Origin of the sequence: Lentzea aerocolonigenes (genome assembly GCF_000974445.1) — a bacterium.
GTDB classification, from domain to species: Bacteria; Actinomycetota; Actinomycetes; order Mycobacteriales; family Pseudonocardiaceae; genus Lentzea; species Lentzea aerocolonigenes.
Window position 1 is genome coordinate 44,021 of record NZ_BBOJ01000013.1, and the last position, 13,874, is coordinate 57,894.

The 13,874-nt window shown below is 69.2% G+C and carries 16 protein-coding genes; 1 reads left to right on the forward strand and 15 read right to left on the reverse strand.

All coding sequences use genetic code 11. The features are described from left to right. Window positions 1-133: 133 nt before the first annotated feature. Window positions 134-664, forward strand: coding sequence for a hypothetical protein (locus tag AOM45_RS24385; RefSeq protein ID WP_156093851.1), 531 nt, complete (start codon window positions 134-136; stop codon window positions 662-664). A gap of 111 nt (window positions 665-775) precedes the next feature. On the opposite strand, the gene dprA is transcribed toward AOM45_RS24385, so the two are convergent. The 15 genes from dprA to AOM45_RS24460 form a co-directional block, all read right to left on the reverse strand. Continuing rightward, complete coding sequence (dprA, locus tag AOM45_RS24390) at window positions 776-1,906, reverse strand: DNA-processing protein DprA (RefSeq protein WP_030468027.1); 1,131 nt, start codon at window positions 1,904-1,906, stop codon at window positions 776-778. A gap of 1,478 nt (window positions 1,907-3,384) precedes the next feature. After that, window positions 3,385-4,908, reverse strand: coding sequence for a YifB family Mg chelatase-like AAA ATPase (locus AOM45_RS24395; RefSeq protein WP_030468026.1), 1,524 nt, complete (start codon window positions 4,906-4,908; stop codon window positions 3,385-3,387). Window position 4,909: 1 nt separating this feature from the next. After that, window positions 4,910-5,281, reverse strand: a complete 372-nt coding sequence (locus AOM45_RS24400; RefSeq protein WP_051783525.1) for a YraN family protein — start codon at window positions 5,279-5,281, stop codon at window positions 4,910-4,912. Window positions 5,282-5,437: 156 nt separating this feature from the next. Further along, window positions 5,438-5,761 (reverse strand): DUF2469 domain-containing protein, encoded by a 324-nt coding sequence (locus tag AOM45_RS24405; RefSeq protein ID WP_030468024.1) that lies wholly within the window; start codon window positions 5,759-5,761, stop codon window positions 5,438-5,440. Next, window positions 5,761-6,552 (reverse strand): ribonuclease HII, encoded by a 792-nt coding sequence (locus AOM45_RS24410; RefSeq protein ID WP_035910356.1) that lies wholly within the window; start codon window positions 6,550-6,552, stop codon window positions 5,761-5,763. Before AOM45_RS24410 ends, AOM45_RS24405 begins: the two co-directional genes overlap by 1 nt. After that, entirely contained in the window at window positions 6,549-7,412 is an 864-nt protein-coding gene (gene lepB, locus AOM45_RS24415) for a signal peptidase I (RefSeq protein ID WP_030468022.1), read from the reverse strand. Before lepB (AOM45_RS24415) ends, AOM45_RS24410 begins: the two co-directional genes overlap by 4 nt. A 4-nt stretch (window positions 7,413-7,416) precedes the next feature. Beyond that, window positions 7,417-8,061 (reverse strand): signal peptidase I, encoded by a 645-nt coding sequence (gene lepB, locus AOM45_RS24420; RefSeq protein WP_051783485.1) that lies wholly within the window; start codon window positions 8,059-8,061, stop codon window positions 7,417-7,419. A 99-nt stretch (window positions 8,062-8,160) separates the two neighbouring features. Then, complete coding sequence (gene rplS / locus AOM45_RS24425) at window positions 8,161-8,520, reverse strand: 50S ribosomal protein L19 (RefSeq protein ID WP_030468020.1); 360 nt, start codon at window positions 8,518-8,520, stop codon at window positions 8,161-8,163. 151 nt (window positions 8,521-8,671) lie between these two features. Then, window positions 8,672-9,418: a tRNA (guanosine(37)-N1)-methyltransferase TrmD gene (gene trmD, locus AOM45_RS24430; protein WP_030468019.1), complete on the reverse strand. Its 747-nt coding sequence runs from the start codon at window positions 9,416-9,418 to the stop codon at window positions 8,672-8,674. Next, window positions 9,408-9,923: a ribosome maturation factor RimM gene (rimM, locus tag AOM45_RS24435; RefSeq protein WP_030468018.1), complete on the reverse strand. Its 516-nt coding sequence runs from the start codon at window positions 9,921-9,923 to the stop codon at window positions 9,408-9,410. The genes trmD and rimM overlap by 11 nt, the downstream gene beginning before the upstream one ends. A gap of 17 nt (window positions 9,924-9,940) precedes the next feature. After that, a complete protein-coding gene (locus tag AOM45_RS24440; protein ID WP_030468017.1) occupies window positions 9,941-10,180 on the reverse strand; it encodes an RNA-binding protein in 240 nt (79 codons plus the stop codon). Continuing rightward, on the reverse strand, window positions 10,177-10,632 hold the full coding sequence (gene rpsP / locus AOM45_RS24445) for a 30S ribosomal protein S16 (protein WP_030468016.1): 456 nt from the start codon (window positions 10,630-10,632) through the stop codon (window positions 10,177-10,179). The genes AOM45_RS24440 and rpsP overlap by 4 nt, the downstream gene beginning before the upstream one ends. A 122-nt stretch (window positions 10,633-10,754) precedes the next feature. Next, window positions 10,755-11,486: a LamB/YcsF family protein gene (locus tag AOM45_RS24450; protein WP_030468015.1), complete on the reverse strand. Its 732-nt coding sequence runs from the start codon at window positions 11,484-11,486 to the stop codon at window positions 10,755-10,757. Further along, window positions 11,486-12,262 (reverse strand): type II CAAX endopeptidase family protein, encoded by a 777-nt coding sequence (locus tag AOM45_RS24455; RefSeq protein ID WP_030468014.1) that lies wholly within the window; start codon window positions 12,260-12,262, stop codon window positions 11,486-11,488. The genes AOM45_RS24450 and AOM45_RS24455 overlap by 1 nt, the downstream gene beginning before the upstream one ends. 697 nt (window positions 12,263-12,959) lie before the next feature. Next, window positions 12,960-13,838, reverse strand: a complete 879-nt coding sequence (locus tag AOM45_RS24460) for an RNA polymerase sigma-70 factor (RefSeq protein WP_030468013.1) — start codon at window positions 13,836-13,838, stop codon at window positions 12,960-12,962. Window positions 13,839-13,874: the final 36 nt, after the last annotated feature.

A 13,874-nucleotide genomic window follows, 5' to 3' on the forward strand; every position in this document is an offset into this window, starting at 1 on the left:
GGCGTTTGGTCAAGTATCGCCACACCCCCGCGCCATTTGAGAGCGCTCTCATGAGAGCGAACACGATAACGTTTCAACTCCCTGTGACGACCAGGGGTTTGGTGGCCCGCACAGATCACCTTTCGGAGTAGCGATGGTAGCCAGCACCACCGTCCGAACAGCCGACGAGCTCGCCCGCCGAGTCGTGCGCAAGATCGCTCCAGAGGAGCTGCCTTCGTTCGACGTGGTCGCGGCCCCCTACTTGGAAAGCCCCAAGCAGGCGGAACGCAGGTTGCGCCGCGCCTACGACGACCCCCTGGGCTTCGGCTTGGGCGACATCGTCGCGATGGCGACCCCGGTGATCGCCCTCGTGTCCGGCAGCGTGATCACCGCGGTCTCGGACAGCGTCGGCAAAGCCGTGCGAGACGGCACTGGCAGCGCCATGCGCAAGGCGTGGCGCAAGCTGCGCGGCAAGCAGCTCAAGCCTCTCGAGCTGCCGTCGACTCCGCTCACCACGAGCCAACTGGCCGAAGTGCGCCAGATCGCACTCGCACGCGCCCTCTCACTGGGCATGAAGCAGCAGAAGGCCGAAGCCCTCGCCGACGCCGTGATCGCCGCTCTCGTGCTGCGCGACAACGACCAGGACACCGACACCCGGAACGAGGCCGGCGACACCTCCCGATGAAGAAAGCGAAGCCACAGGTCACGTCCTCCGCACCGCTCGACCGAACCTCGCACCCTTCAGTCCACAGTGGACAGGCTTGGTTCGGCGGACCTGGGAATCCACGTCAGCTGATCACCGCACCTCCAGCTTCTGCCAGCCCTCGTCGGCCTGCAGCGCCAGTCCGGCGAGTTCCAGCTCGGGCAACAAAGCCCGAACCCGTTCCAACGGCACTCCGGACTCGACCGACACGACCTCGTCACTGACCCCGCACCGCTTGCCCAGGGCCTCGTACACGCGCATGGCCTCCCCGTGCGGCGCCCCGAGCTCGCTCTCCTTCTCAGCGGGCTCGGTGGCGAGGTCGTCCCCGAACCGCCCCACCGACTCCACAATCTCGGCCACAGAGCTCACCGACACGGCCTGCCCGTCCCGCAACAACTCGTGACACCCGACCGAACTGGCGGACGTCACGGGCCCAGGCACCACCATCAACTGCCGCCCCAGCGCAAGCGTGATCGCAGCGGTGTTCTTGGCCCCACTGCGTCTCCCGGCCTCCACGACAACGGTGCCACCACCCAACGCGGCAATGAGTCGGTTGCGAGTGAGAAACCGATGCCGCGCAGGCATCACGCCCGGCGCGTACTCACTGACGATCAGCCCTTCTCGCGCGATCTTGCCGAGCAGTCCCTGATGCCCAGCGGGATAAGCGAAGTCGGCCCCGCACGCCAAAACCGCGACGGTCAACCCGCCGGCCCCGAGCGCACCGCGATGAGCAGCGCCATCAATCCCGTACGCCGCACCGGACACGACGGTCACACCAGCCTGCGCCAACCCGTACGCGAACTCGGCGGCAACGTGCTCGCCGTACCCGCTGGCAGCCCGCGACCCGACGATCGCCACGGCCTTGTCCGCAGCCGCAGCCAGGTCGTGCGGCCCCCGAACCCACAACGCGAGCGGCTCACCACCAGCCCGCCGCGCATTGGCCAGCGCCACAAAGGGCCACCGCGGCCACTCGTCGTCTTCGGGGATGACCAGCCGCCCACCGATCTTGGCAATGCGCTCGACGTCCTCATGAGCGCGTTCCTCGGCCCGGCGAGCAGAAGTCTGACTCGCAACGGAGGGCGACACCTCACCCGCCCGCACGAGCTCCGCGGCCTCGACCGGCCCGACCTGAGCGACCAGAGCCGCAAGCGCCGCGGGGAAGGGCTCGGCCACGCGGGAGAGGTAGGCCCTGGCCAGGCGGACGGCATCAGTCGGAGGAGACATCACCGAAACCACCACCAGGGCAACCACCGATGCCACGGATCTGGCCGCCACGGGTTCGGTGGGCTGGCGCCGGCGGAGCGCCTGCGAACGGTGCACGGCAGATGCAGCGGCGCAAGAAGGCCTGAGGCAACGGCTGGGACGAGAAGCGAGGTCATGGTCGGGTTCCTGTTCGGGACGCGGAGGGTGAGCGGGCCGCCCGGTTTGGGAAGGGCGGACGGCCCGCTCGACACCGGACGCGGGGTGGGAGCCGGTCCGGTGGGCTGGAGGGCGCGGGGTGAGCGGGCCGCCCGCTGGGGAAGGGGCGAGCGGCCCGCTCGATGGCCGGGCGCGAGCCGAGGCTCGAGGCTCTTCGTCCGGCGACTTGGGTGTCGCAGTTGGGATGGGTGCCGGGCGCGGAGCGGGAGTGGGACTCCGCGCCCGGCAGCTTCGGGGGTCGGTTCTGGATGACTGGGGCAGGGCACGCGGGCCGCCGGTGGTGCATGGGTCGTGGCGGGCCGGCAGCGCCTCGGTGTCGGTCGGGCTGTGTGCTGGTGGGTGAGCAGGCGCTCGCGGGGGGTGGACGAGCGCCTGCTCGGCTGGAGCCGGGCGCGGGATCGGGGCCTTCAGGGCTTCGCGCCTGGCGGCTTGGGTCGGCTTCGAGGGAAGAGGTGGCTGGAGTCGGCGGGGGACGGTGATGCGGGCACCTTCGGGTGTGGTGGAGCCGCAGGTGGAGCGTGGGCCGTTAAGTCGCAGGTGAGAGATGTGCCTGTGGGTGGGGCACGCACCTGCGGGATGCGACGTACACCTGTGGGGGCCAGCGTGGGGCCTGCGGGCGCGGTGTGGCGTTGTGGGGAGGCGCGCCTGCGGGTGAGGTATGCGTCTGTGGTGGGCACCTGTGGGTGGAGCGCGGGTCGGCGGGATGGGGCAAGGGCAGGCGGGGTCCGGCGTAGGTCGATGGGGCGGCGTAGGTCGATGGGGCGGCGTGGGTCGATGGGTCGGTGGGTCGGTGGCTGCGGTGTGGAGTTGTGGGGGCGGTGGAGGTCGGTGGGTCCGGTGTGGAGTTGTGGGGGCGGCGCGCCTGCGGGTGCGGTGTGAGCCGACGGGTGCGACGTGAGCCGATCGGGCGGCGTGGGTCTGTGGGTGCGGCGCAGGCTGGCGAGTGCGGCGCAGACCGACGGAGCGCGGGGTGGGGGCCGTGGGTTCGGCGTGAGTCGGCAGAGTGCCGCGCAGTCCGGCGGGTGCGGCGTGGGCCGACGAAGCACGGCGTGGGTCGGCAGGGGGTCGCGTGGGCCGGCGGGTGCGGCGTGGGCCGACGAAGCACGGCGTGGGTCGACAGGGGGTCGCGTGGGCCGACGGAGCACGGCGTGAGTCGGCAGGATGCCGCGCAGGTCAGCGGGTGCCGCGCAGGCCGACGGGTGCCGCGCAGGCCGACGGGTGCGGCGTGAGTCGGCAGGGGGTCGCGTGGGTCGGCGGAGTGCGGGGTGGGCCGTGGGGTGCGGTTAGGTTGGGGTTCGGCGTTCTCGGAAGCTGAGGGCTGCGGCTACGTGGTCTGGGGTTGGGCGGTCGGCTTCGGCCAGGTCGGCGAGGGTCCAGGCGACGCGTAGGCAGCGGTCGGCGCCTCGGCCCGTCAGGGCGCCGGTCGCGAGGGCTCGGTCCAGGAGTGCTGTGGTGGGGCGTGGGAGGGCGAACTCTCGGCGTAGGGCCGGGCCTGGGACCACTGCGTTGGTCAGCCAGGTGTGGCCGTGAGCCGACCAGCGGGTGGCGGCGCGGGATCTGGCCTTGAGGACTCGTTCGCGGACCACCTCGGTGGGTTCTGGTGGGGTGGCGTCGGCGTTGGACATGGCTGTGGTGGCTCGCATTCGGACTCGGAGGTCCACGCGGTCCAGCAGCGGGCCGGACAGGCGGGCCTGGTAGCGGCGGCGGACTGTGGTGGTGCAGATGCAGTCGATCTCCTTCGGCGGCGCGCACGGGCACGGGTTCGTGGCCAGGATCAGCTGGAAGCGGGCCGGGTAGCGGGCTATGCCGTCGCGGCGCGGGATGCGGACCTCGCCGTCCTCCAGGGCCGTGCGGAGGGTGTCGATCGTCTTCTGGCCGAACTCGCACGCTTCGTCGAGGAACAGCACGCCCTTGTGGGCTCGGGAGGCCGCGCCCGGCTTCGCCATTCCGCTGCCGCCGCCGATCAGGGCCGCAATCGACGTCGTGTGGTGGACGTTCACGAACGGCGGGCTCGCGACCAGCGGGTAGTCGGGCGACAGGACGCCGGCCACCGAGTGGACCGCGGTCACCGCCAGGGCTTCTTGGCGGGTCAGCGGTGGGAGCAGGCCCGGCAGGCGTTCGGCGAGCATCGTCTTGCCGGTGCCGGGCGGGCCCGTCAGCAGCAGGTGGTGGGCGCCCGCCGCGGCCACCTCGAGCGCCCAGCGTGCCTCCGGCTGGCCGACCACGTCGGCCAGGTCAGGGACCTCCGGGAGCGGCGGTTCGGCCGACTCCGACGGGGACAGCAACTCCACGTTCTCCGCCCTCAGCCAGGAGAGGGCTTCGGAGAGCGTGTGCGCGCCGTGGATCTCGAGGCCGTCCACGAGGGACGCCTCGGGTAGGGCGTCCACCGGCACGATCGCTGCGCGCAGGCCGGCGCGGCGGGCGGCGAGCAGCGACGGGAGGACACCTCGGACCTGGCGGATCCGGCCGTCGAGGGCGAGCTCGCCCAGCAGCACGGTGGTGGCCAGGCGCTCGCACGGGACCGAGCCGGCGGCGGCCAGGGTGGCGCAGGCGATGGCCAGGTCGTAGCTGCTGCCGCCCTTCGGCAGGTTCGCCGGCGACAGACCCAGCACGATGCGCTGCTTCGGCCACTCCTCCTCGCTGTTGCGGACAGCGGCCTTCACCCGCTCCTTCGACTCGTGCAAGGAAGCGTCGGGAAGCCCGAGGAGATGCGTGCGGGGCTGGCCAACGCCCACGTCGGCCTCGATCTCGACGGCCAGGCCGTCGACGCCGTAGAGAGCGACGGACCACGCCTGCGCCAGCGCCACCTCAGGCTCCCCGCAGGTGCTGCAGGCGCGCTTCGCCGTCAGGCGGCCAGGTGACCGAGATCAGATCGACGCGGACGTTGCACCAGCCGACGCCGTGAGCGCCCAGCCAGCGCAGGGCTGTTCGGCGCAGGCGGGAGAGCTTGCGTTCGTCCACGGCCTCGTCCGGCCGGCCCCACACAGGGCCGGACCGGGTCTTGACCTCGCAGACGACCAGACGGTCGCCTTCCACGGCCACGACGTCGAGCTCGCCGTCGCGGCACGTCCAGTTCCTCGACAGGACCACCAGGCCCTGCCCCTCCAGGTACCTGCACGCCAGGTCCTCCCCCTGACGGCCCAGCTCCTGCTGCCTGGTCTCGACCAGCGTCTGTGCCACCACCACTGCCCTCGCCTTCTGTGGGTCGTTGGGTACGACCTTGCAGGGTGGGGCGGGGTGGGTGGCCGGGCTGAGGGGAATCTGTGGACAACTCGGCGGCTGTGGACAAGTCGGCCGTTGTCGATCTTGAAACGGCGGAACTGTCGGTGGGGTGTGCTATGTGGGGAACGGCCCGCTTTCCGGCAGGCGAAGGTCCGGCTTGTCCAGCTCCTCCACGTTCACGTCCTTGAACGTGATGACACGAACGTTCTTGACGAACCTCGCGGGGCGGTACATGTCCCACACCCACGCGTCCGACATGCGCACCTCGAAGTACACCTCGCCATCGGCGTTGCGCACCTGCACGTCCACCGAGTTGGCCAGGTAGAAACGCCGTTCGGTCTCTACGACGAACGAGAACTGGCTGACGATGTCGCGGTACTCCTTGTACAGCGACAGCTCCATCTCGGTCTCGTACTTCTCGAGATCCTCTGCACTCATTACGCCTCCGCGCGGGTCATCTGCTCCGCGCCCTCCCTCGTCGCGAGCTCCCCGGCGTCAGCCGGGGCTGCCTCATTCTGGACCACGGCGTTCGTGGTCGTGCCGCGCGCCACCCTGTGCGGCGCGGCGAGACCGTGCTTCGAAGCCGCTGCTGCCACATTTACATACGACCAGCGATGCTCCGCACACGGCCCGTGTTCCATCAACGCAGCTGTGTGCTCCGGCGTGCAGTAGCCCTTGTGCACGTTGAACCCGTACTGGGGATACCGCGAGTGCAGATCCTCCATGATCCGGTCCCGCGTGACCTTGGCCAGCACGGATGCCGCCGCAACGCACGCCGCCGCCTGGTCGCCCTTGACCACCGCGACGCTCGGCGCGGGCATCCCCGGCACCTTGAACCCGTCCGTCAGCACGTACCCGGGATGCGTCGCCATCCGCGCCACCGCGCGCCGCATGCCCTCCAGGTTCATGACGTGGATGCCCAGCCAGTCGATCTCGGCGGGCGACACGACGACCACGGAGTGATCCACGGCACGCTTGAGCACCAGGTCGTACATCCGGTCCCGCGCCAGCGCCGTCATCAGCTTCGAGTCGTTCAGGCCCTCGAGCCGCGTCGCGTCACCCGGCCGCAGCACGCACGCCGCGATCACCAACGGCCCGGCGCACGGCCCGCGCCCGGCCTCGTCGACCCCGGCGACCGGCCCCAGTCCGCGGCGCTCCAGCGAGCCCTGCAACGCCCAGTTCCCCGACGAACCCCTCACCACGGCTCGGGGCGGCATCAGCATCGTCATCGGCGGAATCGGTCTCGCACTCGACGTCCCAGCAGCAGAAGCGGCCACGCAGCGACGATACCCAGGCCCATCGGAACGTTCTGCTGCCAGCCCGGCGCACCCATCGAAACGACCTGCGGGTTGTGGTCCGACACCCCGCCCCACCTCGACGGAGGCAGCACGATCACGCGCGCCTTGCCGATCACGTTGCCCACCGGCACCAGCCCGTTGAGCCCGCCCTGCCCCTGGCACCGCGAGTCGCACGAGTGGTTGCGGTTGTCCCCGAGCACGAACAGCATGCCGTCCGGGATCTTGAGCTCCTCGAACGACTCCTGCTCGGCCGGCGTGCCCTCGTCGAAGTGCTTGTACGGCTCGTCGAGCGGCTTGCCGTCCACCGTCACGCGGTTCTGCTCGTCGCAGCACTTCACGGTCTGCCCGCCGACGGCGATCACGCGCTTGACGAAGTCCTCCTCGTTCGCCGACGGCAACCCGATCAGCGACCCCAGCCACGACAACCCCTCCGAGATCGGGTTGCCCGTCCCCTCCGAGATGAAGTCGTTCTGCCACGACGGCGGACCGCGGAACACGATCACGTCGCCCGGCGCCGGCTCGGTGAAGCGGAAGGTGACCTTGTCCACGAGCACCCTGTCGCCGTAGCAGTCGGTGCACCCGTGCAGCGTCGTCTCCATCGACTCCGACGGGATCATGTAGACACGGCCGAGGAAGATCTGGATGCCGATCGCGAGGCCGAACGCGACCAGGATGAGGACCGGCAGTTCCTTCCAGAAGTTGCCCTTTTTCTTCTTCTTCGAAGGTTTATCCGAAGCGTCCGAACTGGGCTCGTCGCTGGACGGGGTCTGCTCTGGATCGACGTCAACCACGAGATCAGCCTAGGGGCTGAGGGTTGTGATCGGACACAACACTCCACCGATCTTTCGGGAAGACGACGTACCGCGCCTTGCCGATGACGTTCTCGATCGGCACTGTGCCCGCTACGCCCCCGCCGCCCTGTTTGCGCGAGTCGGTGGAGTTCATCCGGTTGTCCCCCATGACGAACAACCGTCCGTCCGGCACGCGGATCGGAGCGAACGGCTCGTGGTCCGCCGGCGAACTGCCGGGCTGCCAGTACACATACGGCTCATCGAGCGGTTTGCCGTCCACAACAACACGGTGCTGCTCGTCGCAACACATCACCGTCTGCCCGGGAAGCGCGATGACACGCTTTACGAAGTCACGCTCGTTCGCAGGCGCGACACCCAGCAACGAACCGATGTTCTGCACAACCCGTGCGACGGGATTCGTCGACGGCGCGTTGCGGAAGTCGTGCGTCGTCCACGCCTCAGGGCCGCGGAACACGACGACCTCACCGGGCTCGATGTCGCCGAACCGGTAGGTGAGCTTGTCGACCAGCACGCGGTCGTTCTCGCAGCCGGTGCAGCCGTGCAACGTGCGTTCCATCGACGCCGAGGGGATCACGTAGACCCGCGCCACGAACGCCTGGATCAGCACCGTCAGCACGACGGCCGTCACTACGACGTAGAGAACTTCTCTCCAAACAGGAGTACGCCCCCGCTCCGGTTCGTCCGGTGCGGAGGCGTCCTCTGCGTCTTCTGGGCTCGAAGCCACCGATCAGGAGACCGGACGGGCCTCGCGCTTCTCCTTGATCTTGGCGGCCTTGCCACGCAGGTCGCGCAGGTAGTACAGCTTGGCGCGACGCACGTCACCGCGGGTGACGACCTCGATCTCCGAGATGTTCGGGGAGTGCACCGGGAAGGTGCGCTCGACGCCGACGCCGAACGACACCTTGCGGACCGTGAAGGTCTCGCGGATGCCGCCGCCCTGGCGACGGATCACGACGCCCTGGAACACCTGGACGCGCTCGCGCGAGCCCTCGATGACGCGGACGTGAACCTTCAGCGTGTCACCGGCGCGGAACGCCGGGATGTCAGAGCGCAGCGACTGGGCGTCAAGTGCGTCCAGGATGTTCATCGGTGTTCCTCACGTGTCTTGAACTCCCCAGAGCATGTTCCATGACTGTGCACGACATGATGGGGGTCGGCTTGTGTGCGCACGCCGGTAGCACACCGGCTGCGGCAACTGCTCCAGTGTGCCAGACCAGGCACTCCGGAATGAAATCGGACTACTCCCCGCCCTCGCGCAGGCGCGCGAGCAGGGCGCGGTCGTGCTTGTCGAACGCATCCTCCGGCAACGCTTCCAGCAGGTCAGGACGCCTTTGGAAGGTCCTCACGAGCGATTGGTCACGCCGCCAGCGGTTGATCAGCTTGTGGTTGCCCGAGCGGAGCACGTCCGGGACGGCGAGCTCGCGCCACACCTCCGGCCGCGTGAAGCTCGGGCCTTCGAGGAGCCCGTCCTGGAACGAGTCCTCCGCGTGCGACTTCGGGTTGCCGAGCACGCCGGGCAACAGCCGTGCGACCGCTTCCACGATCACGAGCACGGCCACCTCACCGCCGACGAGCACGTAGTCGCCGATGGACACCTCATCGACGCGCACGCGCCGTGCGGCGTCATCAACGACACGCTGGTCGATGCCCTCGTAGCGACCGCACGCGAAGACGAGGTGCGACTCGTTCGCGTACTCGTGCGCGACTGCCTGCGTGAACGGCCGTCCAGCAGGCGTCGGCACGATGAGACGCGTCTCGTCCGTGCACACGTCATCGAGCGCTGGACCCCAGATGTCGGCCTTCATGACCATGCCGGGCCCACCGCCGTACGGGCTGTCGTCGACGGCCTTGTGCACGTCCTGGGTCCAGTCGCGCAGGTCGTGGACGCCGACGCTCATCAGACCCTTGTCGATCGCCTTCCCGAGCAACGCGGCGCGCAACGGCGCCAGGTACTCCGGAAAGATCGTGACGACGTCAATCTGCATCGAGCAGGCCCTCTGGCGGGTCGATCACGACACGGCCGCCCCGAACGTCCACGGTGGGCACGATCTCGCGCACGAACGGCACGAGCGCCTCGCCGCGATCACGGATGATCACGAGCAGCTCGCCACCGGGTCCGTGGACGACCTCCTTGACCGTGCCGATCTTCGTACCGTCGACGAGCTCCGCCGCGAGACCTTCGAGCTCGTGGTCGTAGAACTCGTCGGGGTCGTCGGTCGGCGGCAGGTCGTCGGTGCTGCCCAGCAGCAACGTGCCGCGCAGAGCTTCCGCGACGTCGCGCGTGAGGACTTCCTCGAAACGCACGAGCAGCCGCCCGGCATGAGGCCGGGCGGCTGACACGGTGAGGCTTCGGGACGTGCCGTCACGCAGCTTCGCCTGGAGCGTGGCTCCGAGCTTGAACCGCAGTTCGGGTGAATCAGTGCGCACGTCAACGGCGAGTTCGCCGGTGATCCCGTGCGCCTTGGCCACACGGCCGACAACGACGTCCATTTGCCCTTGAAGTTCGTTCAGCGGTCGGTGTCGACGACGTCGACCCGCACACCACGACCGCCGATGCCGGCCATCACGGTGCGCAGAGCCGTCGCGGTGCGACCACCACGGCCGATCACCTTGCCGAGGTCGTCCGGGTGGACGTGGACCTCGAGGGTGCGGCCGCGGCGGGTCGTGACGAGGTTCACCCGGACGTCGTCCGGGTGGTCGACGATGCCGCGAACGAGGTGTTCGAGGGCGTCAGCCAACAAACTCACGCCTCGTCCTTGGTCGCCTCGGCAGAAGCCTTGGGGGCGTCGGCCTTCGCGGCGTCGTCTTTCTTCGGGGCCTTCTTCTTCGGCGTGGTGGCCTCGGTCATCGGCTCCTCGTTCGCGGCGGCCAGAGCGGCGGCGAACAGGTCGGCCTTCGACGCCTTCGGCTCCTTGACCTTCAGGGTGCCCTCGGCGCCCGGCAGGCCCTTGAACTTCTGCCAGTCACCGGTGATCTCGAGGAGACGCTGGACCGACTCGGTCGGCTGCGCGCCGACACCCAGCCAGTACTGCGCGCGCTCGGAGTCGACCGCGATGAACGACGGCTCTTCCTTCGGGTGGTACTTGCCGATCGTCTCGATGGCCTTGCCGTCGCGACGGGTGCGCGCGTCGGCGACCACGATGCGGTAGTACGGCTGGCGGATCTTGCCGAGACGCTGAAGCTTGATCTTGACGGCCATTGGCCTGGTACTCCTAGAGCTCTGTGTTGATGGTTCGCACAGCCGCGGCCCGGGCAGAGGGGCCGACCGCGACGGACAGCGGGCAATTGTGCCAGATGGGGACCGCTGGATCCGAATCGGGTCTATGCGAACGACGTCACGGTGCCGAGCGCTTCCCGCACGGCTCGCGCGTGTTCGACCGCTCCAGGCGTGTCGCCGTGCACGCACAACGACTCCGCACGGGTCTTGATGACGCTGCCGTCGACCGCGACGATCTCGCCGTCCTGGAGCCTCGTCGCCCGTTCGACGATCTGCGCGGTGTCGGTGAGCAGGGCGTTCGGCTGACTGCGCGGGACGAGCGTGCCTTCCGGCGTGTACCCGCGGTCGGCGAAGGCCTCCTGGACCGGCCGCAACCCCGCCCGTTCGGCCTTCTTGAGCAGCTCCGAGCCGGGAAGGCCGAGGATCGGCAGGTCCTTGAACGCCTTGGTGCCGTTGACCACGGCTTCCGCCTGCTTCTCGTGGTGCACGGTGGCGTTGTAGAGAGCGCCGTGCGGCTTCACGTACACGACCTCGGTGCCTGCTGCTCGTGCGCACGCGTCCAGCGCACCGATCTGGTAGAGCACCTCGTCGGCCAGTTCGACGGGGTCGGCATCGATGAACCTCCGTCCGAACCCCGCGAGGTCGCGGTAGGAGACCTGCGCGCCGATCCGGACGCCGTTCCTCGCGGCCTCCTCGCACACCCTGCGCATCGTGGACGGGTCGCCGGCGTGGAAGCCGCACGCGACGTTCGCGCTGGTGATGATGCTCAGGAGCGCGGTGTCGTCGCCGAGCTTCCAGATGCCGAAGCCCTCGCCGAGGTCGCTGTTGAGGTCCATCAGATGACACCGGCCGACAGGAGGAGGAGAGACAGCCCAGGAAGGAAGTTGTTCATCACGTGCGCCACCATGCTCGCGCCGAGGCTGCGGGTGATCAGGCGGGCGACGCCGATGGGGATGGCGATCACGAGGAGCAACCAGGTGCGCTGCGGTTCGAGGTGGCTGACCGCGAAGATCACCGTGGTGAGCACGAACGCGGCCCACCGGCTCCAGCCCTGACGTTCGACGGCGCCCCAGAGCAGCCCGCGGAAGATGATCTCCTCGCAGATCGGCCCGATGAAGCTCATGTAGACGAACATCGTGATGGCGGCGGCGAGCGGGAGGTTCGCCTGGCTGAAGAGCTCGCCGACGGCGCTCGTGGCGTTCTCCTTGCCGACGATCTTCGCCCACACGGTCGCGGCGGCGTAGGTGAAGACGAGGCCGACTACACCGATCTTGAGACCGATGACGACGTCCGCCTTGGTCATGCTGAGCCGGAGGTCGACGACGGGCCCGTTGCCGCGCAGGTAGGTGATCACGATGGCGACCGCGGCCGCGAGCATGATCGGCACCAGCGACCCGATCAGCACGAGCGAGGTCGAACTCTCCAGTGTCGCGCCGAAGCTGTTGCCCACCGCGGTGATGAAGACCGCGCTCAGGATGAAGACGGCTTCCACCAGGAGAAACGCGCCGAAGCCCCAGCGCTGGCCGACCCGCTCGGGCTCCGGGTTGCGGCTGATGTCCCGCACGCTCTCGATGAAGCCGCGCTTCGGCTTCAGGGACTCCGGCTCACTCACGCTCTGCAATCTAGTCACGCCGCGGCTGCCAGCGGACCAGCAGCGGGCTGTGACGTGATCTGTGGCGCTCTCAAGATCGGTTCACCTCGCGATCGACGGCTTCTGAAGCACCGATGCACTGTCGGTGCCTCGCGATACGCTTGGAGTGGGGACCGCGATCCCCCTTGGGGGACGCTGCCGCCCCCGAATCCGAGGTTACTGTGCGGCACTGACGGAACTGGGCCAAGCGTCTGGCCAAAAGATGGTCAGATCGAGTCCCCGCCGGATGTCCTTCTCCTGGTCAACGGATCGGCGTGCGCGGGCTTCGGCTAAACCCCTGTGGGCTCGGTTGTGGGGGGGGTGGCCGGGCCGGGTGCGAGCTGGGTGGGGTGCGGGTCGGACCGGGTGTTGGCGAGGCTGAGCGTGGGCCGGGCGGGCTGGGTGCGGGCCGGGCTGGGTGCGGTGGGCGGACGAGTCGGCGGCCTGCTGGGGTGGCCTCCGGTGGTGATGTGGCCGAGATGGGGTCGGCGGGCTCGCGGAGTCGGAGGGGCCGCGAGACGGCAGGACCGCGGTCGACAGGACCGCGGTCGGCGAGGTCGCGAGACGACGGGGGTCGCGGGTCGGCGACGAGCGTTGAGCGCTAAGGGACGAACGCCGTGCCGCGGGCAGTCGGCCGCGGCACGGCTCACGAGTCGCCTGATCCGGGAGCGCCGACCAATCAGCGGCGCAGCGCCGTCTCCTGTTCCATGTGCGAGAGCTTCGCCGGGTTGCGCACCGCGTACAGCCCGCTGATCCGCCCCTCGTCCATCCGCAGGGCGATCACCGTGTCCAGCTCGCCGTCGAACTTCACGATCAGCGCCGGGTATCCGTTGGCGTGGCCCGGTTCCATCGTCCAGCCGGTCGTCTTGGTGAGGCCGCCGAGCAGCATGCGGGCCACCTTCGAGGCGCCCACGACCGGGCGTGCCACTGCCTGCTTCACGCCGCCGCCGTCGCCGAGGAACACGACGTCCGGGGCCAGGAGGTCCAGCAGGCCCTGGAGGTCGCCGGTTTCGGTGGCTCGTTGGAACGCTGCCAGGGCGTCGCGGGTCTCGTCCTGGGAGACGACTCCTCGTGGGCGGCGGGCGGCCACGTGGGAGCGGGCTCGGTGGGCGATCTGACGGACTGCGGCTGCGGTCTTGCCGACGGCGGCGGAGATTTCGTCGTAGTCCAGGTCGAAGACTTCGCGGAGCACGAAGACGGCTCGTTCGGTCGGGGTGAGGGTTTCCAGGACCAGCATCATCGCCATGGAGACGCTGTCGGCCAGTTCGACGTCCTCGGCGACGTCCGGGGCGGTGAGCAGCGGTTCGGGGAGCCAGGAGCCCACGTAGGACTCCTTGCGGCGGCCCAGGGTGCGCAGGCGGCCCAGGGACTGGCGGGTGACGATGCGGACCAGGTAGGCGCGGTGGTTCTCGACGATGTCGTGCTCCACACCTGCCCACTTGAGCCACGTCTCCTGCAGCACGTCCTCGGCGTCGGCGGCGGAGCCGAGCATCTCGTAGGCGATCGTGAAGAGCAGGTTGCGGTGGCTCACGAACGTGTCGGTCGCGACGTCAGGCATTGGTCCCCCTCATGAAACGAGTCTCTCCACGAGACA

Coding starts and splice junctions, on each gene's coding strand:
- trmD (WP_030468019.1), bottom strand. CDS start 9,418: ATGCAGATTGACGTCGTCACGATCTTTCCGGAGTACCTGGCGCCGTTG.
- dprA (WP_030468027.1), bottom strand. CDS start 1,906: ATGTCTCCTCCGACTGATGCCGTCCGCCTGGCCAGGGCCTACCTCTCC.
- rpsP (WP_030468016.1), bottom strand. CDS start 10,632: ATGGCCGTCAAGATCAAGCTTCAGCGTCTCGGCAAGATCCGCCAGCCG.
- rplS (WP_030468020.1), bottom strand. CDS start 8,520: ATGAACATCCTGGACGCACTTGACGCCCAGTCGCTGCGCTCTGACATC.
- AOM45_RS24385 (WP_156093851.1), top strand. CDS start 134: ATGGTAGCCAGCACCACCGTCCGAACAGCCGACGAGCTCGCCCGCCGA.
- rimM (WP_030468018.1), bottom strand. CDS start 9,923: ATGGACGTCGTTGTCGGCCGTGTGGCCAAGGCGCACGGGATCACCGGC.
- AOM45_RS24405 (WP_030468024.1), bottom strand. CDS start 5,761: ATGAGTGCAGAGGATCTCGAGAAGTACGAGACCGAGATGGAGCTGTCG.
- AOM45_RS24460 (WP_030468013.1), bottom strand. CDS start 13,838: ATGCCTGACGTCGCGACCGACACGTTCGTGAGCCACCGCAACCTGCTC.
- AOM45_RS24450 (WP_030468015.1), bottom strand. CDS start 11,486: ATGGACCTCAACAGCGACCTCGGCGAGGGCTTCGGCATCTGGAAGCTC.
- AOM45_RS24410 (WP_035910356.1), bottom strand. CDS start 6,552: ATGACGATGCTGATGCCGCCCCGAGCCGTGGTGAGGGGTTCGTCGGGG.